This is a genomic window from Caulobacter sp. (assembly GCF_035254145.1).
GTDB lineage: Bacteria > Pseudomonadota > Alphaproteobacteria > Caulobacterales > Caulobacteraceae > Caulobacter.
In genome coordinates this window covers 21,163-43,210 of the sequence record NZ_DATFAV010000121.1, presented here as the reverse complement: position 1 = coordinate 43,210, position 22,048 = coordinate 21,163, and the positions used below count along the sequence as shown (strand labels likewise).

Here is a 22,048-nt window from a genome sequence, read left to right as displayed (position 1 = left end):
CCTCATGAGCAGCATCGCCACAGCCCCGCGTGACGAGGCGGCGGAGGACGGCCTGCCATCGCCCTATCTGCTGTTCCTCGGTGACACGGTCGAGCCGGGCTACGCCAAGACCGCGTTCGGCCTGCGCGACTGGGTCGGCGAGCGTTGCGTCGGCGAGTTCACCTTACCCGGCGCCAGGGTCAGCACCGGCCTGCCGCGTCTGGCCCCGCGCCAGGCGGTGGCGGCGGGCGCGCGCGGCCTGGTGATCGGCGTCGCCAACGCCGGCGGGATCATTCCGCGAACCTGGATCGCGGGCCTGGTCGAAGCGCTGGAAGCTGGGCTCGACATCATCTCGGGCATGCACGCTCGACTGGCGGACATCCCCGAACTCAAGGCCGCCGCCGAGCGCACCGGACGCCGGCTGATCGACGTCCGCACGCCGCCGAAGGGCATCCCCGTCGGCGCTGGCGTGCGGCGATCGGGACGCCGGATCCTGACCGTCGGCACCGACTGCGCCCTGGGCAAGAAGTACGCGGCCCTGGCCATTACGCGGGGATTGAGGGGCAGGGGGCTGGACGTCGACTTTCGCGCCACCGGCCAGACGGGCATAATGATCGCTGGCGCCGGCGTGCCGATCGACGCCGTGGTCTCCGACTTCGTGGCCGGCGCCGCCGAGATGCTGAGCCCCGCCGCTCCGCCCAGCCATGTCGACGTCATCGAGGGGCAGGGCTCCTTGTTGCACCCGGCCTATGGCGCGGTGTCGCTCGGGCTGCTGCAAGGCAGCCAGCCGACCGCCTTCGTGGTCTGCCACGAGCCGGGCCGCGCCGAGATCCTGGGCTATGCCGGTCACGCCGTTCCGTCGATCGAGGCGGTGATCTCCGCGACCCTGGCCCTGGGACGCGTGACCAGCCCGGACATCCGTTGCGCCGGGATAAGCCTCAACACCGGCAAGCTGACGCCCCGCGCCGCCCAGGCCGAGATCGAGGCGGTGGCCGAGCGCCTGGGACTTCCCGCCGCCGACCCTATGCGCGGCGGTCCGGCCTTCGAGCGGCTGCTGGACGCCTGTCTCGCATGACGGGCGAGGCGTCAGGCTGGTTCGGTCGCTGGCTGCTGCCGGGCCTGGCCTTCAAGGCCGCCGTCATCGGCGGCGGCTACGCCACGGGCCGGGAGATCGCCGAGTTTTTCCTGCCGGCCGGGCCTTGGGGCGGGCTCGCGGGCCTGACGCTGGCGACGCTGATCTGGAGTGGCATGTGCGTCCTGACCTTCCTGTTCGCGCGGGCGAGCGGGGCGCGGGACTATCGGAGCTTCTTCGAGGCGCTGCTGGGGCGCGGCTGGATCGCCTTCGAACTGGCCTACGCCTTCTTCGTCGTCCTGGTGCTGGCCGTGTTCGGGGCGGCGGCGGGCGAGATCGGCCATGCCGTGCTAGGCGCGCCGAAGGCGGTCGGCACGCTGGTTCTGCTGTTGGGCGTCACTCTGTTCGCCGCGTTCGGCAACGCCATGGTCGAGCGGTTGTTCGCCTGGGTCTCGATCCTGCTCTACGGCGTCTACGGCCTCTTTCTAGTGCTGGCCCTGGGCGCCTTCGGTCATGACATCGCCGCCGCCTTTTCGGCGCCGATCGCGGTGGGACCCACCGCCTTCGTCGGCGGAGCCACCTATGCCGGCTACAACATCATCGGGGCGGTGATCATCCTGCCCGTGACCCGTCACCTGCTCAGCGACCGCGACGCCGTCACGGCCGGCCTGATCGCCGGGCCCTTGGCCATGATCCCGGCCTTCGTCTTCTTCGTCTGCATGTGCGCCTATGCGCCGGAGGTCGCCGGAGCGGCCCTGCCGTCCGATGTGCTGCTGGCCAAGCTGAATCTTCCCGTCTTCCGCTTGCTGTTCCAACTGATGGTGTTCGCGGCGCTGTTGGAAAGCGGCGCTGGCGCGGTGCACGGGATCAACGAGCGCATCGCCGGCCCCTTCCAGGCGCGGCTTGGCCGCGTCTTCGGCGTCCGCGCCCGGGCCGTGTCCGCCCTGGTCGTTCTGATCTTCTGCATGGTGCTGGCCCAGCGGGTCGGGCTGGTCGGCCTGATCGCGGGCGGCTATCGGCTGCTGGCCTGCGCGCTGTTCGCCCTCTACGTCGCGCCCTTGATCACGGTGGGTCTCGCCCGCCTCGTCCGGGGTCCCGTCTTCCAACCGGAGGTTCCATGATCAGCCTCGTCCTCGCCATCGCCCTCCAGGCCGCACCCGTGGCCGCCGGGCCCGTCGTCCAGCCGCCAAAGGGCTTCGACGCGCACGTCGAACAACTGCGTCGAAAGGTCGGCGCGCCGGGCCTGTCGATCGCCATTGTCGACGAGGGCCAGACCGTGCTGGCCAAGGGTTGGGGCGTGCGCCGGCTGGGCGGTTCGGAGAAGGTCGACGCCGACACGCTGTTCATGACCGGCTCCACCGGCAAGGCCGTCACCACGGCGGCCCTGGCGACCCTCGTCGACGCGGGCAAGCTCTCTTGGGACGACAAGGTCGCCGATCGTCTGCCGGGCTTCCAGATGTACGACCCGTGGGTGACGCGCGAGATGACCGTCCGCGACCTGCTGGTCCATCGCAGTGGGCTAGGGCTGGGGCAGGGCGACCTGCTGTTCGTGCCGCGCAGCAATATCCCGCGCGCCGAGGCCGTGCGGCGCCTGCGCTATCTGAAGCCCGTCACCAGCTTCCGCAGCGGCTACGCCTACGACAACATCCTCTACATGGTGGCGGGCCAGTTGATCGAGGCGATCAGCGGCCAGACCTGGGAGGACTACGTCCGCGAGCACGTCTTCGCCGCCGCCGGCATGACGACCGCGACCACCGACGGCCGCCGCTTCGACGTCGCCAACCGCGCCCAGCCGCACGCCCGCATGAACGGCGGCCTGCGTGGGGCGGGCGACCAGGAGGTTCTCGACGAGCGCGATGAGCTGGCGACGAGCGCAGCCCCCGCCGGCGGGATGGCGATCAGCGCCAACGACATGGCCAAGTGGCTGAAGCTGCAATTGGCGCACGGCCGGTTGCCCGGGGGCGGTCGTCTGTTCAGCGAGGCCCAGCACGACGCCATGTGGGAGCCGACGGTGATCCAGCCGATCGACAAGGTTCCGCCGGGCATGGAGGTCACCAAGCCGACCTTCCAGGCCTATGCCCTGGGCTGGGAGATCCAGGACTATCGCGGAACCCAGATTGTCTGGCACGGCGGGGCGGTGTTCGGCTTCAAGACCGTGGTGGTGCTGATCCCCAGCCGCAACGCCGGCTTCTCGATCGAGCTGAACAGCGAGGACGGCGAGCTCCCGCGCGGGCTGATGTACGAGTTGCTGGACCATTATCTGGGGCTTCAGCCACAGCCCTGGACGGAACGGTATATCGCCTACAAGCAGCAGCTGATCGCCGGAGCGCTGAAGGGACTGGACGGCGTCCAGGCCAAGCCGGCCGCGGTCGGGCCCTCGCTGCCGACGGCGAAATATGCGGGGACGTACAGCGATCCCTGGTACGGCGACATCGCCGTGACCCAGACGCCTGGCGAGGGCGGCCTCCGCATCGACTTCAAGTCCACGCCGCGGATGGCCGGCAAGCTTGAGCACTGGCAGTACGACACCTTCGTCACCCGCTTCGACGACAAGACCCTGGAGCCGGCCTACGTGACCTTTGGCCTGAACGCCGAGGGCGGTGTCGAGCGCGTGACGATGAAGGCTGTCTCGCCGATCGCCGACTTCAGCTGGGACTATCACGACCTCCTGTTCACGCCCAAGAGCGGCGGTCAGTGAATTCGTTCAGCGCCCGTTCGCCCGACGCCGCGTGCGAGACGCCCGCACCACGTGAGAGCGTCGAGTTCGACCTGGAGATCATGGCCAGGCTCGAGGGTAAGCCTCTGCCGACCACGCAGCAGCTCGCGGCGATGCTCGACGTCTCGCAGACGACCGCCTTCAGGATCATCGCCCGTTTCAAGCGAAGCGGCCTGCTCCGGCTGGCTGACAGGGTTCGCCTGCCCGAGAACGTCTGCCACTGCATCGCCGATCTTCGCACCCGCCTCCTGGCGATGCCGGATCTGGAGCGCCTGGAGGAACGCCTGCGGGCGGATCCGCACGTCTCGACCGCCGCGGCGATCACCGGCAAGCACAACTACCGGGTGACCGCCCTCCATCGCGGCGTGGCCGAGGCCAACGCCTGGTTCAAGGCCCTGTTGGCCGAGCCGGCGGTCATAGACGGCGCGCTGACCTTTTGCCGCCCGATCATCGATCGACGCCACTACGCCCAGGCTCTGCTCGCCCACGGCCAGGACAGGCGCGGCTAAGACCCCCGCCGCTACGGGTTTTCGGACGCTTTCGGCGCGCCCAGGTCCACCCCATCAACCTGGGGGCCGGTCGGAGGCGCCTGATAGCCGTGCGCCGTCATGCGCGCGTCCGGCAGGGCCTCGCAAGGGACGCAGTCGGGCCAGTAGCGCTCGGGCGTGCGGCCGCTAACCAGGTTACGATAGTTGAACCACATCGGCAGGATTCCCGGCCAGGTGATGGTCTTGCCCGTGCCACCCCGGAAGCCCTCCTCGCGACGGCCGAGGTCCGAGATCTTCACGTCGGGTGGATAGATCGTGAGCAGCTTGCTAGGCGGCGGCGCGGCGCCGTCGGGACGGTCGACCGCCGAGGCCCAGCCGCCCTTCCAGTCGGGCGAGGCGAAATAGTGCTCGTCGATCGTCACGCTCCACAGCCGCCAGACGCCGTCCTCAAGGACCGCCTGCTCGTTCGGGTACATGCCCGCATGAACGCCGCCCATGTAGAACTCGCTAGGCCCCGCCGGCGCGGCCTTCGAGGTTCGAGGCTGAAACAGGCGCGTGCGCAGGTTGGCCGAGCGGCCGTCCTGGGACACCTGGATCACGGGTTGCGTGCGCCAGTGGAAGGAGATGGCGGCGCGCAGCTTGGGCGCCGGCCCCCAGCTGGCGTTGACCGCGCCCAGGATTCGGTCGCGGCCCAGATAGTAGCCGGCGAACGGCGACTGCTTGTTGCCCTTCACCGCGAAGATCGCCGCCATCTGCGGCCACTGGAAGTCGTCGATATAGAAGCCATAGGCCGACGAGACGTTCTCGACCCCGTCGTAGGCGCTCGAACGGGCGAGCTTACGCGCCAGATCGTCCAGCGACGGAACCGCCCCGGCGACCGGCGCGGGCGCGGGCCGCGCCACCGGCAGGAAGGCCGGCGGCGTCGGCTTCGTCGAGACGGCGCCTTCTCCGCCCTTGCCCCAGCCTTCGGCATAGTCGGCGCGCACCAGTGGCGTCAGATTCAGGGCCTGGAGCTTCCAGATCCCGCCCTGCTTGACGAAGCGATTGTGGAACACCGAGAACTCCCAGGCGCCTTGGCGCTTGTCGGCGTCGCCCAGCATGCCGACCTCGATCCCTCTGGCGATAGCCTCTCGGCCATCCGGCGAGACCTGGACGATCAGGTCGAAGATCGGTCGGTCGTTCAGCTGGCCGTGGGTCAGCCCCTCGGGTCCCATGCGCTCCATCGCCCGGCGCACGCCGTCGCGGCCCGCATAGTCGCCAACCCCGGCGATGCGGACTGCCGCGTCGTCGGCGAACAGATCGACCACGTCGGTCCACATGCGGCGGTCGACGTAATAGCCATAGGCGTTCTGGACGTTGCGAACGGCGTCCTCGTCGTTCAGTCGCGCGATCCGACTGGCGAGACTCGCCACCGTCGCCGAGGTGCGCGGCGCGGCGCCGGTGGCGGGCGGAATAGGCACGCCCGTCTCATCGGTGGTGAAGTGCGGCGGAACGATCGGCAGGTCCTTGCCGCCGACATTGGTCCAGCCGTCGGCGTAGTCGCCTTCGTACTGCGGGTGATAGACCATGGCGGAGATCCGCCAGCCGCCCGCCTCGCGAACGTATTCGTTCTCGTAAAGCCCCCCCTCGATCCGCGCCTTGCCGGCGCCGTCGCCGAGGAACCGCAGCCCCATCCAGCGCGCCTTGGCGGTCTTGCCGTCCGGCGAGAGGTTCTCCAGCGGCTCGTCGATGATCTCGGTGTGCAGCGAGCCGGGCCGGACGCCATCCATCGCGCCGGCCTTGGCCCTCAGCCAGGCGGCGATCGCCGCGCGGCCGGTCACGGTCTCCTCGCCCCAGCGCAGGGTGGCGTTGTCGGCGAACAGGGCGGCCATCGAGTCCCAGCGGCCGAACTGGCTGAACTGCGCGTAGTGGCGCTGGACGTCCTTGACCGCTCGCGCGGATTCCACCCGCTCGACGTCGCGCGCCAGGATGTCGATGGGGCGCGGCGCCGGGGCGGCGCTCGCCACCGTCGCCATGGCCGCCATCACCGCCGCCGAGCTCGCCCCGATCCGCCACGCCATGTCATTCTCCGTCGTCAAAGTCGTTCGCATAAAGCCCCACCGACCCAGGGCCGGCGGGGCTTGATCCTTGGTTCGGGCTTAAGCAACCCGATCAGAACTTCTTGCCGATCTCCACGAACCACTGGCGCGGCGCGCCCGGCTGGCCGTTGTTGTTGGGGAAGCCGACGTCCTGATAGATGAAGAAGTTCTGGTAGTAGAGCTTGTCGAACAGGTTGGTCGCCCCCGCCGCGATCGTCAGGTCATGCTCGGTGTTGGCGTAGGTGATCCGGGCGTTGACCAGCGAATACGACGGCTGGTTGAAGGTGTTCCGGGCCGAGCTCGGATAGATCGAGCCGGTGTAGGACCAGTCGAGGCGCGGCGTGATCTTGCCGGCCAGGGCGTCCACCGGAAGGGTGTACTGGATCCCCGCGTTGAGGTTCACCTCCGGGATGTTGGCCAGGCGATTGTTGGCCCGGGTGGCGATCTTGAGGTCCGGCGAGGTGAACTTCGCATAGCCGGCCGCGGCGTTGATCAGCAGGCCCGGCAGCGGATTGCCCTCGACCTCCAGTTCCAGGCCTTTGACCTTGCCGGGCGTGTTCACGAAGTAGGTGCGTGGGATACAGGTGATGCCGACGCCGCGGGCCAGGTCCACCGGACCGTCGGTGGCGGCGTTGTAGGTCCGGCAGCTGGTCCCGCCGGCGCCTGCGGCCGGGAGCGGGATCACCGTCTGGGTCCCGGCGATCACCGCGCCGGTCAGCAGGTTCGGCTCGGCCCCGGCCACGCTGGTGATGCGGGTCTTGTAGTCGGTGTAGAAGGCCGTGGCGTTGACCCGCAGGCGGCGGTCGAACAGCGAGGTCTTGGTCCCCAGCTCGTAGGCCAGGGTCTCGTCGCCCTCGTAGGCCTGGGCCTGGGAGGGTTGCTGAGGCCGGGTGTTATAGCCTGGCAGGCGCGCGCCCGTCGCCGCCGAGGCGTACAGCATGACGTCGTCGTTGATATGGTAGTCGGCGCCGAGCTTCCAGTCGAAGCGCTTGGCGCTGGGCCGCACCTTGAAGAGCGTGTCGCCCACGTGCGAGGTCGTGCCGGTGTTGGTGTCCAGCACGGTGCTGAAGTCGACCGACTTGCTGTCGCTGGAATAGCGGCCGCCCAGGGTGACGTTCAGATCCTGCATCGGCTTCAGCGTGACGTTCGCGAACGCGGCCTTGCTGATCGGCTTGTAGGCGATGTTCTGAATTCGATAATAGGCGCTCTGCGGCGAATAGATGATGGCGTGAGTGAAACCCTTGCCCTCGAAATAGAAGCCGCCGACCACCCAGTCGACGAAGCTGGACTTGCCGGCCAGCCGCATCTCGGCGTTGGTGTAGTGCTCGCCGATCTGCAGCTGGGTGTGTTCGAGAGCCAGGGGCGAGGCGTCGACGTCGAAGGCGTGGGCCTCGGTCAGGTTGCGGTAGCCGACGACCGTGGTCAGGTCGATCTGGTCGGTCAGCTCGACGACCAGGCGGCCGGAGACGCCGCGGTTCTTCAGATTGTTGATCGGGCTGAACTTGGCGCCGCCGCGATTGACCAGGCCGTTGTGGAAGGTGCTGCCCGGAATGGTCACGCCCGACCCCACCGGATCGGCGTAGGTGGCGTAGGTGGTGAACGGATTGCCCGTCACGAACCGGCTGTCATAGGCGACGCCGAAATAGCCGGCTTCCGCCTGCAGATTGGCCGAGCCGGGCCCGGTGACCGACAGCAGTTGGTCGGCGGGATTTTCCGACTGGTCGTGGGTGTAGTCGGCCGAGACGGTCAGGCGAACCCGGTCGGTCGGCGCGATCAGCAGCGAACCCTTCACGGCGCGGACATCGTCGCCGCCTTGATGGCCTATGGTGCAGTCGCTGGGCGAGAAGTTGCTGGCCGTGGTGTTGATGGCGCTGGAATAGGGCAGTCGTCCCGCGAGGGCCGGCGTGCCCAGTCGGTTCATCTCGCAGCGGAAGTCCAGCACCCGCTGGTAGCCCTCGCGCTTCTTGGACACCGCGCCCACCTGCAGGGCCAGCTTGTCGCTGAGCGGCAGGTTGAACCCGGCGCGGAAGTCGCGGCGGTTATAGTCGCCCACTGTCATCTGGGCGTAGCCGCTGGTGTCGGTCAGGCTGGGCTGCTTGCTGACGATATTGATCGCGCCGGCAAGGGCGTTGCGGCCGAACAGCGTGCCCTGCGGGCCGCGCAGCACCTCGATGTGGTCGAGGTCCAGCAGGTCGAAGTTCGAGCCCAGCAGCAGCGGGTAATAGACGTCGTCGACATAGTAGGCGACCGCCGGTTCCGAACCGAGGCTGGTGTCGCCCTGACCGATGGCGCGGATAAAGGCGGTGACGCCGGGGCCGAACGCGCCCGGCGCGCGGCGGAAGGTGGCGTTGGGAACCACGGCGGACAGATCGGCGGTGCTTTTGACGCCGCGTTCCTCGAGCTGTTTCGAGGTCACGGCGGTGATCGCGATCGGGGTGGCCTGCTGGTTGGTGGCTTGGCGCGTGGCGGTGACCACGATCTCCTGGATCTCGGAGCTCTGCTCCGTCGCGGGCGTCGCCGCCGGTGTCTGAGCTTGGGCTCCGGGAGCCCAGGCCATTAGCACGAACGCGGACGCGGACGTGAGGATCACGTTCTTCACCATAAATTACCCCCCAATTATTTTATCTATTCATGACCGACGCTCCTCCACGTTCTCGGGAGATACTCATTGGCCGGCAACTACCCTACCGAAGATTGATCAATGAACTTGCCTGCATCGGCGCCCCTATTTGCGACCAAGGGCCCGGGATTCTTCCGATCAAACACCGGCGGAGACGCAAGTGGTTCGATGTCGAACAGTTTGCGACGCGTGGAATCTCGGGCCGTAAACACGGTGAGAGCTCTGTCTGAAAAAGCCCGCGGGAAACGACAGGCTCATGGGAGGATGGATCGGCGAGGCCGTCGGGAGCGCTGATCGGCGTCGGGCTGACCGCCGTGATCGCGGGCCTGGCCGTGGTCGAAGGACCGCCCGATCGATGGTGGACGCCGGGGGAGGGCTGGGTGTCTCCGGCTTCGCTCGACTACGACAACCCCAATGGAACCTCCCGGCCGCTGCTGATGAGGCCTCGGCCGACCCGCGCGTCGCCACCACCATGGTCTGGAACAGCGGCGTGCTGGGCGCGGGGGCTGGCGGGCTGCCCGTGGCTTGGCTTGTCCTGGCGGCTGAAGGGCGATGCGGCCGGCGAGGCGATGTTCGTCGGCAAGGATCGCGGCCTCTGCGTTCTTCCGCGCTGGCGCGTCGACCGCAAGGATCTGAACTAGAGGCTGGCTCGGGCGCGGCGATGCGCGCCCGAGCGACTTCTCGTACGCTATCTAGAACTTGCGGCTGAGGCTGAGACCCCATTCGCGGGGGCGGCCGTAGCTGGCCTCCTTCAGGCCAAAGCCGCTCGAGGCGTTGCCCGACACCTTGTAGCGCTCGTCCGACAGGTTGGAGCCGAACAGCGCGACCTGCCAGAGCTGGTCCGGCGAGGCATAGGCCAGGCGCGCGCCGAACAGGTCGTAGGCCGGTTGCGTCAGGTCGGGATCGTTGGCCACGTCGTTGTAGACGGTGCTGTAGTGAGTCCAGTCGACGCGGGCGGTCACGCGACCGCCGTTCGGCAGGTCGCGACCATACTCGGCCCCGCCGTTCAGCGTCCATTTGGGCGCCTTGACGAAGTGCGTCGCCAGGGTGATCGGCAGCACCTGGCCGGCCGCCAGACCTGAACCGACCTTGGTGTACTTGGCGTCCATGTAGCCGCCGCCGAAGTTGAAGCTCCAGTTGGCGGTCGGCTTGGCCTGCAGTTCGACCTCGACGCCCTTGACCTCGCCGGCCGCTGCGTTGGCGACGAAGTTGCGAGGCGTCTGGTTCACCGTGACCTGAATGTCCTGATAGTCGCTGAAATAGCCGGCGACATTGAGGATCAGGCGTCGGTTCAACCAGGCGGTCTTGGCGCCGGCTTCATAGGTCAACAGCGTCTCGGGTTGATACTCGGTGACCTCGGAGGCGTCGTTGAGCGGGCGGGCGTTGAAGCCGCCGCTCTTGAAGCCCTTGCCGATCGAGCCGTACAGCAGAACGTCGGGCGTCGCCTTGAACTCCAGGCCGACCTTGGGCGTGAACGAATTCCAGGATCCGCTGCGTCCCAGCTGGGCGATGACGCCGCCGTCGCGGAGGCGGCGGTGGTCCAGCACGTAGTCCTTTTCGTCGCGATTGTAGCGCGCGCCCAGCGTGGCGCTGAGGCGGTCGGTGAGGGTGAGGCTGCCTTGGGCGAAGGCCGCGTAGGTGGTGCTGGTCACCTTGGTGTAGACGGCCGCCGAGGGGCTATAGGGCGGCGGCGAGACGCCCGGGGCCAGGCCCAGGGCCAGCTTGGCGAAGCCGGAGTCCGTCCCCCGCTCGCGGAAGGCGTAGACCCCGGTCACCCAGGTCAGGCGATCGTTGAGCGACTGTCCGCTGAGCTGGAATTCCTGGCTGTATTGGGCCTGGACGTCGTGGTTGAAGGTCTCGCGGAAGGTGAAGGGGGTGTTGTCGCCGTCGCGGGCGAAAGTCGCTTTCAAGCCGCGCACGGCGCTGATGCTCTTGAACGACACCGCGCCGAGATCCCAGTCAACGGTGGCGGACGTTCCCCACAGGTCCAGGTCGTTGATGTTGGGGCCCGTGCCGTAGGTCGTGTAGGGGTCGTTCGTCAGGAACGAGGTGTTGAGCGTCTTGGCCCCGTTCGGCGCGGTGATCCCCAGGCTCGGCGCGACGTAGGTGTTGAAGTTGGCCATGAACGGTCCGGCCACGAAGCCGGGAACGGATCCGATGACCAGCAGCTTCTGCGGCGCGGAGTGTTCGCGGGCGCGGGTGTAGTCGGCCGACAGGTTGACCGTCACCGCGTCGGAGGCTTCCCAGCGCAGTTGGGCCCGAGCGGCGGTGGCGTTGCGGTCGCCGAGATCATCGCCCGTCAATAGGCGCTTGCCGTAGCCGTCGCGGGTCAGACGCGCGGCCGAGAGGCGCGCGGAGACCTTCTCGCCGAGCGGGATGTCGACGTGGCCCTTGACGTCGCGGCGGTCCAGGCTGCCGATCACGCCCTCGATCTTGCCGCCGAACGTGTCCTTGGGCTGGTCGGTGGTGATGATCACCGCGCCGCCGATGGTGTTCTTGCCGAACAACGTACCTTGTGGGCCGCGCAATACCTCGATGCGGCTGACGTCGAACGCGTCCAGCGTGCCGCCGATCGAACGGGCGTAATAGATGCCGTCGACATAGACCCCGACGCCGGGGTCGCTGAAGATCGCGAAGTCGTTCTGGCCGACGCCGCGGATGAAGACCGTGGCGTTGTAGTTGCCGCCGCTGAGCGCGGCCGCCCCGTCGAAACGGATGCTCGGCGCGAATTTGGCGATCTGGTCGACACTCTCGACACCGCGGCTTTGAAGGGCTTCTCCGCCGAGCGCGGTGACCGCGACGGGCGTGTCCTGCAGTCGCTCTTCGCGGCGGCGAGCCGTGACGACGACTTCTTCGATCTGGGCCGTGGCGGTGTCGGTGGTCGGCGTTGTCTGAGCCAGCGACGGCGTCGCTTGTCCACCCGCCACCGCGCAGGCCAACAGCCCCCCGGCGTACAGGCGGCCAGATATATTCCCAATCCTGGGCATTGGTTTTTCCTCCCTAGTACGTCGATGACCGGTGAGCGCGAGCGCCCCCGATCGATTTGATTGTTATGCGTACTAACTATTCCAGAGCATGATTGTATGCCGCGCGCAACAGTGTCTCGCGGCTGTCGCAAATTCGCGAGCGCCGTGGGGCGTCATGACGGCGGCGCTCACGGCCGCAAGGTCGAGCGCGTTGGCGTCGGCTCGCTGGAGGCCCACCTGGAGTCTGTCGTTTCCGTAGGAAGCAGCGGCAATAGATAAATATATGTGATTACAATCGCTTATAGTTTTTTAGGCGACCGAAAGCCGCTCGTGCTTTCGGTCGCCGCTAAGCGATGGCGGTCAGTTGGTCGCCTTGGGTCGGAGGTTCAGTCCCAGACAGGCCGCCCCTCCGGCGGCGAGAATGGGGAGCATCGCCAGCAACACTTGGCTCGGCGGCCTGCCCGCGCCGATCAGGGACGCCGCCAGCAACGGGCCGGCGGCCGAGCCCAGGCGACCCATCACCACGGCCGCCCCGACCCCGGTTCCACGCAGGCGCGTCGGATAGAAGTTCGGAGCCATGCCGTAGACGGTGGACTGCACGCCAGAGACGGTCGCCCCCAACGCCGCGCCCACGATCAAGAAGACCGCCAGGGTCGCGGGCGCGACGGCGGCGGCGACGAGGGCGGCCGCCGAAGCGCTGAACACCACCAGTATGGTGACAGGACGCCTGCGTGGGTGGTCCATCAGCCAGCCGGTGACCACGCTGCCGACGGCGCCGGCGAGATTGAAGGCCATCTGGACCAGGCCCGCATCGGGGCGGCTGAGGCCTTGACCGATCAACAGCGACGGAAGCCAGCTCAACAGCAGGTACATGATAAGCAGGGCCAGGAAGAACGCGATCCACAGCAGAAGGGTCGTCACGCCGCGCCCCTCGCCGATCGCGGCCTCCACGAAGCCCGACTTCTGGCCGGCGGGCGCGCCCACGGCGTCCTTGGGTGAATTAGGCAGAAGGGGAACCGCGAGCGCCAGGGCCAGCAGGGGACCGGCGCCGCCTATGTAGAAAATCATCCGCCAATCCGACGGATCCGCGCCGGCCAGGCTGACCAGACTGGCGAGCGCGCCGCCAAAGGGCAGGCCGGCATAGAGGAAGCCGACCGCGCGGCCGCGCAATCTGGGCTCGACGCTCTCGGCCACGATCGCGATCAGGTTCGGCAAGGCGCCGCCCAAGCCGACGCCGGTCAGAAAACGGGCCAGCAGCAGGCCCTTGAGATCCGTCGCCAGGCCGGTCGCGATCGACAGCAGGCCGAACACGGCCACCGAGAACAGCAGCGTCGTCTTGCGACCCAGTCGATCGGACAGGCGGCCGCCAATGGCGGCGCCGAACATCAGGCCGAATGTGCTAACGCTGAAGAACCATCCAAGATCCTTGGGACCAAGACCCAGGTCGGGGCCCAGGCGCGGCGCGGCGACGCCCGCCGATTGCAGGTCGAAGCCCTCGAAGACGGCCAGTAGGCAACAGACCGCGACGGCGGCCAGATTGACGCGGCCACGAGCCGCATCGTTTCCATCCCTCATGGAGCTTCCCCCAAACTTTCTATCGCTGCGCTCTACGTCGCTAGTTTTGATATGTGTCATAACTATTATGGGGTGTCGCCACTATTCGCGACCATCGGCGCGAATCCGCTCGCCGTGCTACGGAACCTGGAAGGCGAGGAAGACGCGTTGATGACTAGCGCTGTGAAACGAGAGGCGGTGGCCGAGGCCGATCCTTCGCTGGGCGGGCTGGAAACCACGGTCGGCTTCGTGCTTCGCCTGGCTCAGGTGGCGGTGTTCAAGGATCTGCTGGCGTCGCTCAAGCCGTTCGATCTGCGTGTCACGGATCTTTCGGTGTTGATGGTCATCGAGGCCACGCCCGGTCTGCAGCAGCGCGTGATTGGCGAGATGTTGCGGATTCAGCGACCGAACCTGGTGATCATCCTGGACCAGCTTCAGGGCAGGGGCCTGGTGCGGCGGGATTCGGTTCCCGGAGACCGGCGCTCCTATGCCTTGTCCATAACGCCCGAGGGCGCGGACCTGCTGCGGAAGGCCAAGGCGGCTCATGCGGCGCACTGCCGGAAGGTGGATGAAGCGCTGGGGGATCTCGAGCAGGAGCGGATGCTGGCCGTCCTGGAGCGGATCGCCGCGATCTAGCCGGAAAGGCCCGGCGGACGTCCGCGAACGCGTCGGGTCAACCTCACAATAAAGGCGCGCTCAAATAGTTTGCATTGAAAACAATTATATGTACAAACAAATAAAAGCGCCACCTTGAAGGCGCGGCGGGCCGACGCCTCGGGAGGAAACCACATGTCTGACGCCGTGCGCGGGGACGCCGATAAGGCCAAGGCTAACGTCGAGGGCGCGGCCCCGCGCGAGGCCAAGATCGTTTGGCGACCCTATCATGTCTACATCGTTGGTTTGCTGCTGCTGATCACGATCTGCAACTACCTCGACCGGATCGTCCTGAACGTCCTGCAAGAGCCCATCAAGCGCGAACTGCGGCTCAGCGACTGGCAGCTTGGCCTGCTGAGCGGGCCAGCCTTCGCCCTGTTCTATTCGGTGGCGGGCATTCCCGTCGCGCGTCTGGCCGAGCGGACGAACCGCGCCCGACTGATGGGCGCGGTGGTCGCGGTGTGGTCGGCGATGACGGCGTTGTGCGGCGTGGCTCAAGGCTTCGTGCAACTGCTGCTGTTTCGCGTCGGCGTCGGCATGGGGGAGGGCGGTTGCCTTCCGGTCAGCCACTCGCTGCTGGCCGACAACTTCAGCATGCGTCAGCGCGGCATGGTCATGTCTATCGTCAGCACCGCGCCGTCCTTCGCCACGATCCTGGCGCCGATCGTCGGTGGGCTCGTCGCGCAGCAATGGGGCTGGCGCGCGGCGTTCCTGGTCGTGGGCCTGCCCGGCCTTGTCCTTGCGTTGCTGGCCTGGCTAACCCTGCGCGAACCGCGCGACCGTGTCGGTCAGGACGTCTCCTCCAGCGTGGAGGCGAGACCCAAGTCGACCTTCGCCGTCGATCTCGGCGTACTGATGCGCAACCCCGCCTTCGTGATGCTGGTGGTCGGCGGCGCCTTCATCGGCCTGGCCTATAACGGCGTCACGGTGTTCACCGTCTCCTTCATGATGCGGACCCACGGCCTGACCTTGGCCGAGGCGGGCGGCGTCGTGGGGCTTGGAGGAATGCTAGGACTGGCCGGGACCTTCCTGGGCGGCGTCGCCGCCGACCGGCTGGCCGACGCGCGGGGCCGTTCCTACGTGCTGGTGCCCGCCGTGGGCGGAGTGTTGACCTGCCTCTTCTATGGCCTGGCCTTTGCGCAGCACAACTGGACCCTCGGCCTGCCGCTCCTGCTGGCCGCGTCGGTGGCCTACAATCTCAAGAACGGTCCGATGTACGCGGCGGTGCAGAACATCGTGCCGGGCACGATGCGCGCCACCGGCGCTGCGGTGTTCATGTTCGGCGCCACGGTGGTGGGGGGGATGACCGGTCCGCTGCTGGCCGGCGGGGTCAGCGATAGCGTCGCCTCACGCGCCTATCCCACGGCGCTGGGCCTCTTCCATGTCGCTTGCCCCGGCGGACGGGCGGCCAAGGGCGCGGCGACCCAGGTCTCGGAGGCCTGCGCCCAAGCCTCGGCCGCAGGGCTCCAGACGGCGCTGGTCGTCGTCTCGCTGGGGTTCCTGCTGGCCGCCGTCTTCCTGGTGCTGGCCGCCCGCTGGCTGAAGGCCGGCGAAACGCCCGCCCAGTAAGGGGCTACTCGTCAGTATTGGCGAAGCAGCGCTTGTAGAGCTTGTCGAGCAGGGTGTGCAGGACCTGATGCTCATCCTCGGTGAGCGCGGCCTTGATCGACGCCTCGTTGGTGTGGGCCAGGGCCCGCATCTCGTTCAGCGCCTTTTCCCCCACCGCGGTGACGAACAGCAGGTGACGGCGCCGGTCGGTCTTTGAGCGCTGGCGCATCGTCCAGCCCAGGCGCTCCATGTTGTCGAGTATGGCGACGATCGTGGCCTTGTCGAACCCCACTTCGCGCGCCAGCGTCTTCTGCGACAAGCCCGGGTTGGCGGCTATCAGGGCCAGGGCGGAGAAGGCGCCTGGCCGGATTTCCTCGCGGTCGAGCAGGGCGTTGAAGGCGCGTGACAGGTGGTTCTGGATTCGGCGAATCCGGAAACCAACCAGGTCGTCGAGAACGCCCAGCGAAATCTCGCCTCTGGGCTCATCGTCTTCGATGGAAGCGATCGGCTCGGCTTTGGCTGTCATCGGATCCTGGTTCTCCGGCGGCTGAACAACTTCCTCGTCGATTTGGTCCGCCGCGGTCAATGGTTGTCGGTCACGAGCCGCTCGCGGCGGCGAACGTCACGCGCTGGCCATCCCACGCGAAATCGGTCTTCAGCGCGGCCTTTCGGCTGATCGCGGCGACATAGTCGGCGACCGCGCGACCGCGTTCGTCGTCGGCGAGCGGTTCGGGCTGGCCCGTGGGGGTCATCCAGATCGGACGGAAACCGGGGCTGATCGATCCGTCGGCCGCGATATGGCAGGCGGCGACCATGCCGTTCTTGGCCTCGGGATGGAAGGGATAGAGCGGATAGTCGGGATCGGGCTCGAAGCCGAAGAGCACCTTGCGCTTCTCGGCCCAGGCGCGGCGGACGGGATTGTCGTTGCCTTCCACCGACAGAGCCCGCGTGACGGTGACGAAGTTGCCAAGGCCGTGGAAGATCGGCTTGCCGCGCCACACCTCGACCCCACGCAAGATGTGCGCGTGATGGCCGATGACGATGTCCGCGCCGGCCTCGATCGCGGCCCTCGCCACCGCCTTCTCGTACATCGCGATATGGGCTGGGGTGTGGACCACGCCCTTGTGGAAGGCCACGACCAGCACGTCGACCCGGTCGCGGATCGTGGCGATGTCGGCCTGCATGGCCTCGACCGTGTCGGGATCGGCGAAGGTGTAGACCTTGGGCGGCCCGCCCGGATTGGCATTCTCCAACTCGTAGTGGGTGATGATCTTCAGATAGGCGCAGCCGGCGCGCTTGGGCCCGGCCCAGCCCTCTTTGGGGCCGACGCAATTGTAGCTGAGCAGGCCCACGCGCAGGCCGCGGCGCGCCGCCAAGGCTGGCCACCTGGCCTGGTCGAGGTCGAGGCCGGCGCCCGCGCTGACCACGCCCTGGGCGGCCAGGTTGGCGATGGTGTCCTCGATGCCCTCGCCACCGCGGTCGTGGATGTGGTTCCCCGCCAGGCTGACCATGTGGAAACCCGCCCGGCCCACGGCCTTGAGATTCTCCGGATCGCTGGCGGGGGCGGGGATGTCGCCCACCGACTCAAGGCCCCGGGTGGTGTGCGGCACCTCGACATGGCCGATCAGCAGGTCGGCCTCGGCCAGCATCGGACGCGCCTTGTCGAAGAAGAAGTCGGCGTTCGGCTCGTCGAGCACGAGGTCGCCGGTCATGTAGAGCTTGAAGGGCGCGCTCACTGGGCGCCTCCCACCGGCAGGGTCACGCTGGACGGCGTGTCGCCGCCCGTGTGCAGGGTCAGGGTCGGCGGCGGGGAGGTCTCGGTCCGCGCCCGCTCGCGCGGATCGGCGCCGCTGACGGCGATACGCACCCGGTGGCCGGCCTTGAAGACATAGGACACGGCGAGCATGTCGAACGAGACCTTGACCGGCTCGCCGGCCTTGAGCGGCTGATGGTCCTCGGCGCGGGCGCGGCGCCAGGGCGTGCCGACGGTGTCCCATGGGGCGCTCACCACCTTGCGAAGCGAGGCGCGCTGGCGGCCCTCGCTGACCACGACGACGGAGCCGTCGGGCGCGACGTCCTCCAGATAGGCGAACACGGGCTGTTCCGGCGCGGTCGAGGAGATCCAGAGATCGGCCAGCGGCGAGCCGGTCATCTCGGTGTCGGCCTTCAGGACCGGCCCGCTGTAGACGAAGCTCGCCTTGGCTGGATGGCATGGCTGGGCGAACGGGCCCCAGTTCGGCTGCACCGGATCGGGCGGACAGGCCGGGGCGTAGTCGACCGTAACGCTCTTGGCCGCCGGCCTGGCGGCGGGCTTGGTCTTCAACTGGTCGGCGTCCAGGAACAGGGTGTTGCGCGTGTCCGGACGCGGCCAGCGGTCGGCCGAGCGCCATTCCTGGCCCCTGGGCGCGCCGATCGTGAAGTAGTGGATGGGGGCGTCGGTCTCGATGCCGGTCGCCTGGCCCTTCAGGTAATGGTCGAAGAAGCGCAGTTGCTCGGCGCGCAGATCGAAGCCGTCGTTCAGGCAGTGCCGCCAGGGTCCGATCACGATCCGCGCCTGGCCGGGCAGGTTGGCCTGGGCGATCAGGCCCTCGGTGCGGAAGTCGTCGTACCAGCCGCCCTGGATGTAGAGCGGGATCTTCGAGGCCTTCAACTGATCGAGATAGGCGCCGATGCTGACTTCGCCCCAGAACTTGGCCATGACCAGCGGCGACCAGCTGTCGCGATAGGGCATGGACTTCATCAGCTCGAGCAGGTTGGTCGACTTCAGGTGCTCCTCGGCCGCCTGGCGCAGCTGAACACGGTCTTCGTCGCCCTGCACGGGCGTGGCCTTCAGATCGTCCTCGAGCGTCCGCGTCGGACCGGTGCCGTACTGGGAGATGATCCCGCCGCGCGTATGGCCGTCATACCGCTCCCAGGCGAAGCATCCGGCGAAAGCCGCCTTCAGGTGCGGCGGGCGGGCGATGAGGGCGTGCATCACCGCTTCGCCGGTGTTGGAGCAGCCGTACATGCCGATCTGGCCGTTCGACCATGGCTGGGCGGCCAGCCATTCGGTGATCTCGTAGGCGTCGAAGCCCTCGGTGAAATCCTCGTAGCCGCGCCGGACCCCGAAGGAGGCTCCGTTGCCACGGCGCGCGACGATGGCCACCACATAGCCGGCGCGAGTCAGGTCGCTCAGTGCGCGGGCCGCGCCGGTCTCGCGGACTCCGGCCTTCTCGATGTCCAGGGTGTGGTGCCAGATGACCGGCAGCGCCGTGTCGACCACCTTGCCGTCGACCGCCGGGCGATGCAGCGAGATCGCGATCTTCGTGCCGTCCCGCATCGGCAGATAGAACGACGTCACGATCTGCTGCGAATAAACCTCCTTGGGCGCATAGGCGCCAAAGCCCGCTGGCGGCGCGGCGGCGGCGGGCAGGGCCGCGGCTGACAGAAGGAGGGCCAGGGCGATCGCTTGAGATTTCATACGAGGCTCACTGAAAAAGGAGCGGCGGACGGAGCCAAGCCCCGCCCGCCAGAGGTGTCCCGGGGGGAAGTCGGCGATCACCAGGCCTTGCTGATCTCCACGGACACGAACCGGCCGATCGCCGAGGCGTTCTGGCTGTCCCAGGAGACCGTGCCGTTGAGGACGACGGGCGGATCCTTGTCGAACAGGTTCATGACATTGGCCGAGACCCGCACGTTCTTGGCCCAACCCGCGTCGCGCTCGAAGGCGTACGAAGCGGTGGCGTCGAAGGTGGTTTGGCTCTTGACCTTCACATTGGGGGTGATCGCGGTGTTCAGATAGCTGTCGGTGTAGTTGGCGAACAGGTTGGCCGCCCAGCCGTCCTTGCGCCAGCCCAGCGCTCCGCGCACCCGCAGGTCCACGGGGTTGCCGAAGGTGTCGAGCACGTCGAGCCAAGGCGAGCTCGCGGCGCTCTTGCGTTCCAGCTTCAGGACCTTGGCGACTTCGGTCGCCACCGTCCAGTCGCCGACCGGCGTGCTGAAGGCGTAGCGCACCGAGACGTCGAGGCCCCGCTGGTCCAGTTGGCCCAGGTTCTGGCGGCGGCCGTCGAGCAGGACGTTGATGTTCGACACCGGCTCGACCGGGTTCTGGAGATCGGGGCTGGCCAGGGCCGTGGCGACCAGGGCGTTGAAGGCCGCCGTCGCCGCCGCGTCGGACGCCGCGGGCCGCCGGACGATGTAGGCCGCGTAGACCGAACCGGCGGTCAGAGCCGTCGTCGGCGTCACGTCGATGCGATTGTTGTAGAGGATCTTGTACCAGGTGGCCGAGACGCTGAGCCCTTCGATCGCGCGGGGCTTCCAGTCCACGCCCGCCGACCAGGTCTTGGCGGTTTCCGGACCCAACTGGCCGTTGCCGCCATTGGTGAAGACGCCGCGCGTCACGCCCGTCGGCGAGGTCGGGTCGGTCAGGTTCTGGATGAAGATGTTCTTGATCTGATCGGCGCTGTCGACCAGCGACGGGGCTCGGAACGAGGTGCCGTAGGTGGCCCGCACGGTCAGGTCGGAGATCGGCGAGTAGATCACCCCGATCTTCGGGTTCGAGGTCGTGCCGAAGTCGGAATAGTCCTCGCGGCGACCAGCCAGGGACAGTTCCAGCCGCTGCACGCCGGGCATGGCGTTGGCCGGGCCGACGATGGGCACGAACAGTTCGCCGTAGAGGGTGCTGATATCGCGGCTGTTGTGGACGATCTTGTAGGTCGCCGCGCCGGTGGCCAGGACGTTGGTGGCCTCCAGCGTCTGCTTGAAGGTGTTGTCGTGATACTCGGCGCCCACGGCGACGCGCACCGACCCGGCCGGCAGGTTGAACAGCGGACCATCGGCCTTGATCGAGTAGTCCTTGGCGATGTTCGTGCCCCAGGTCGCGCGATTGGCGTCGATGATGTCCAGCAGGCGGGAATTGTTCGTACGGTTGAACGTGCCGTTACCGAACGGATTGAAGGCCGTGGCCGGATCGCTGCTGGCCAGGGCGGCGGTCAGGGCGGCGTTGTTCAGCACGCTCTTACGGTCCTGGAAGCCGCGGCTGACGCTGTGGTCGGCATAGGCCGCGATCCGCCATTGCTTGCCGAGGTCGTAGTTGAACCCAATCGCGTTCTGCTGAGCGTTCTCGAAGCCCGAGGAGTTGGGATCGGCGTCGTCGGTCAGGCGATACTCGATCGTCTCCGAGGTTTGGCCTGCGGGCGAGACGAACCACGGATTGGTGTTGCGCACCGTCAGGCTGAACAGGGCGGGCGGGGCCGCCAGATCATATTTCCGCCGGGTGTAGAAGCCCTCGTACCAGACCTCCAGCTTGTCGCCGAGGTGCTGGTGGACGTTGAACAGCACCGTGTTGCGGTTCTGCTTGGGCAGCAGGTCGGCGACCGCAGCTTCGTCGTAGCGATTGGCCGTGCCCGCGACCAGCGCCGACGGATTGACGCCGACGCCATTGCCGGCGGGCAGGGCGTAACGCACGCCGCCGATGACGATGTTGCCCGGCGCGGCGGTGAAGGGGCGGGCGTCGCTGCCGCCCCGCGCGGTACGGTTCTGGCTGGCGAAGTCACGGTCCGCGCCCGCCAGGTGGCCGCGTTCGTTGTGCTCGAACGAGAAGAATAGCTCGCCGCTGTCCCAGGTCTTGCCAAAGGTCTGGCTGATCTGCTTCTGCGAGACGTTGTCGGCGAAGCCGTAGCGCACGGTGGTCTCGCCGCCGTCCAGCGAGCGGCGGGTGATCAGGTTGACGACCCCGGCGACGGCGTCGGAGCCGTAGATCGCCGAGGCACCGTCGGTGACGACCTCGATGCGCGCGACCGCCGAGGTCGGGATCTGATCCAAGTCGCCCAGGGCCTTGATGATGCCGTTCGGCGCCAGGCGGCGGCCGTTGAGCAGCAGCAGGGTGGCCTCGGGACCGACGCCGCGCAGGTTGGCGCTGCGCACGGCGGTGGCGTTGGCGGCGGCGTCCTGAGCCCCGCCGCTGAAGGTGTTGCGGCTTTCGTCGGCGCCAAGGTTCAGCACCTGCGGCAGCATGCGCAGCGCGTCGCTGGCCGTGCCGGCGCCCGAAGCCTTTAGTTCCTGGATGCCGACTCCGATGGTCGGCGAGCCGGCGGCGGCGACGCCGCGAATGCTGGTGCCGGTCACGACGATCTCGGACACCGCCGTCTCGGCTTCGGTGGCCGGAGCGGTCTGCGCCTGGACGACCGAGGCGACGGACCATGCCGCGATGGTCATAGCCAGGTGTGAGACGCAAGCGTGGCGTGAAATAGTGGTCTTCATAGCGGCCCTCCCGTGCGCCGTCCGGCGTGCCCCGCCGCGGCAATTTTGTTTTTGGTCGAGTAGAAAATCGTTCGACTTCAAATAGTATGTCTCACAAACAATTTTTATTTCAAGGGGGGAGATGCAAAAATGA

15 protein-coding genes and 2 pseudogenes are annotated in these 22,048 nt (G+C 67.6%); 7 read left to right on the top strand and 10 right to left on the bottom strand.

Going from position 1 to position 22,048, the window contains the following annotated elements; all coding sequences use genetic code 11:
• Positions 1 to 4 precede the first annotated feature (4 nt).
• From VJ655_RS07085 to VJ655_RS07070, 4 genes are read left to right on the top strand one after another with little or no spacing between them, the layout of a single operon-like run.
• Positions 5 to 1,054, top strand: coding sequence for a DUF1611 domain-containing protein (locus VJ655_RS07085; protein ID WP_324110362.1), 1,050 nt, complete (start codon positions 5 to 7; stop codon positions 1,052 to 1,054).
• Positions 1,051 to 2,172: a hypothetical protein gene (locus VJ655_RS07080; RefSeq protein ID WP_324110361.1), complete on the top strand. Its 1,122-nt coding sequence runs from the start codon at positions 1,051 to 1,053 to the stop codon at positions 2,170 to 2,172. The genes VJ655_RS07085 and VJ655_RS07080 overlap by 4 nt, the downstream gene beginning before the upstream one ends.
• Positions 2,169 to 3,749 (top strand): serine hydrolase, encoded by a 1,581-nt coding sequence (locus VJ655_RS07075; protein ID WP_324110360.1) that lies wholly within the window; start codon positions 2,169 to 2,171, stop codon positions 3,747 to 3,749. The genes VJ655_RS07080 and VJ655_RS07075 overlap by 4 nt, the downstream gene beginning before the upstream one ends.
• Entirely contained in the window at positions 3,746 to 4,276 is a 531-nt protein-coding gene (locus VJ655_RS07070) for a hypothetical protein (protein ID WP_324110358.1), read from the top strand. Before VJ655_RS07075 ends, VJ655_RS07070 begins: the two co-directional genes overlap by 4 nt.
• 11 nt (positions 4,277 to 4,287) lie before the next feature.
• On the opposite strand, the gene VJ655_RS07065 is transcribed toward VJ655_RS07070, so the two are convergent.
• The 4 genes and pseudogenes from VJ655_RS07065 to VJ655_RS21040 form a co-directional block, all read right to left on the bottom strand.
• A complete protein-coding gene (locus VJ655_RS07065; protein WP_324110357.1) occupies positions 4,288 to 6,315 on the bottom strand; it encodes a nuclear transport factor 2 family protein in 2,028 nt (675 codons plus the stop codon).
• Between the two features lie 91 nt (positions 6,316 to 6,406).
• Entirely contained in the window at positions 6,407 to 8,254 is a 1,848-nt protein-coding gene (locus tag VJ655_RS07060; RefSeq protein ID WP_414646957.1) for a TonB-dependent receptor, read from the bottom strand.
• 194 nt (positions 8,255 to 8,448) lie between these two features.
• A pseudogene (locus tag VJ655_RS21045) lies at positions 8,449 to 8,524 on the bottom strand (hypothetical protein); the annotation flags it as partial.
• Positions 8,507 to 8,890: pseudogene (locus VJ655_RS21040) on the bottom strand (TonB-dependent receptor plug domain-containing protein); the annotation flags it as partial. The pseudogenes VJ655_RS21040 and VJ655_RS21045, both read right to left, overlap by 18 nt.
• A gap of 377 nt (positions 8,891 to 9,267) precedes the next feature.
• On the opposite strand from VJ655_RS21040, the gene VJ655_RS07055 reads away from it, so the two are divergent.
• Entirely contained in the window at positions 9,268 to 9,594 is a 327-nt protein-coding gene (locus VJ655_RS07055; protein ID WP_324110355.1) for a hypothetical protein, read from the top strand.
• Between the two features lie 51 nt (positions 9,595 to 9,645).
• On the opposite strand, the gene VJ655_RS07050 is transcribed toward VJ655_RS07055, so the two are convergent.
• Together VJ655_RS07050 and mhpT are read right to left on the bottom strand one after the other, a co-directional pair.
• The gene (locus VJ655_RS07050) at positions 9,646 to 11,940 is read right to left on the bottom strand and encodes a TonB-dependent receptor (RefSeq protein WP_324110354.1); all 2,295 of its coding nucleotides are present in this window, start codon (positions 11,938 to 11,940) and stop codon (positions 9,646 to 9,648) included.
• Between the two features lie 339 nt (positions 11,941 to 12,279).
• The gene (mhpT, locus tag VJ655_RS07045; RefSeq protein WP_324110353.1) at positions 12,280 to 13,494 is read right to left on the bottom strand and encodes a 3-(3-hydroxy-phenyl)propionate transporter MhpT; all 1,215 of its coding nucleotides are present in this window, start codon (positions 13,492 to 13,494) and stop codon (positions 12,280 to 12,282) included.
• A 177-nt stretch (positions 13,495 to 13,671) separates the two neighbouring features.
• Here mhpT and VJ655_RS07040 point away from each other — a divergent pair, with 177 nt between their 5' ends.
• Together VJ655_RS07040 and VJ655_RS07035 are read left to right on the top strand one after the other, a co-directional pair.
• A complete protein-coding gene (locus VJ655_RS07040) occupies positions 13,672 to 14,109 on the top strand; it encodes a MarR family winged helix-turn-helix transcriptional regulator (protein WP_324110352.1) in 438 nt (145 codons plus the stop codon).
• Between the two features lie 153 nt (positions 14,110 to 14,262).
• Positions 14,263 to 15,696, top strand: a complete 1,434-nt coding sequence (locus VJ655_RS07035) for an MFS transporter (protein ID WP_324110351.1) — start codon at positions 14,263 to 14,265, stop codon at positions 15,694 to 15,696.
• A gap of 4 nt (positions 15,697 to 15,700) precedes the next feature.
• On the opposite strand, the gene VJ655_RS07030 is transcribed toward VJ655_RS07035, so the two are convergent.
• The 4 genes from VJ655_RS07030 to VJ655_RS07015 form a co-directional block, all read right to left on the bottom strand.
• Positions 15,701 to 16,201, bottom strand: a complete 501-nt coding sequence (locus tag VJ655_RS07030) for a MarR family winged helix-turn-helix transcriptional regulator (RefSeq protein ID WP_324110350.1) — start codon at positions 16,199 to 16,201, stop codon at positions 15,701 to 15,703.
• A 70-nt stretch (positions 16,202 to 16,271) separates the two neighbouring features.
• Positions 16,272 to 17,411: a CapA family protein gene (locus tag VJ655_RS07025; RefSeq protein ID WP_324110349.1), complete on the bottom strand. Its 1,140-nt coding sequence runs from the start codon at positions 17,409 to 17,411 to the stop codon at positions 16,272 to 16,274.
• A complete protein-coding gene (locus VJ655_RS07020; protein WP_324110348.1) occupies positions 17,408 to 19,135 on the bottom strand; it encodes a CocE/NonD family hydrolase in 1,728 nt (575 codons plus the stop codon). The genes VJ655_RS07025 and VJ655_RS07020 overlap by 4 nt, the downstream gene beginning before the upstream one ends.
• A 77-nt stretch (positions 19,136 to 19,212) precedes the next feature.
• Positions 19,213 to 21,915 (bottom strand): TonB-dependent receptor domain-containing protein, encoded by a 2,703-nt coding sequence (locus VJ655_RS07015; RefSeq protein ID WP_324110347.1) that lies wholly within the window; start codon positions 21,913 to 21,915, stop codon positions 19,213 to 19,215.
• Positions 21,916 to 22,048 lie beyond the last annotated feature (133 nt).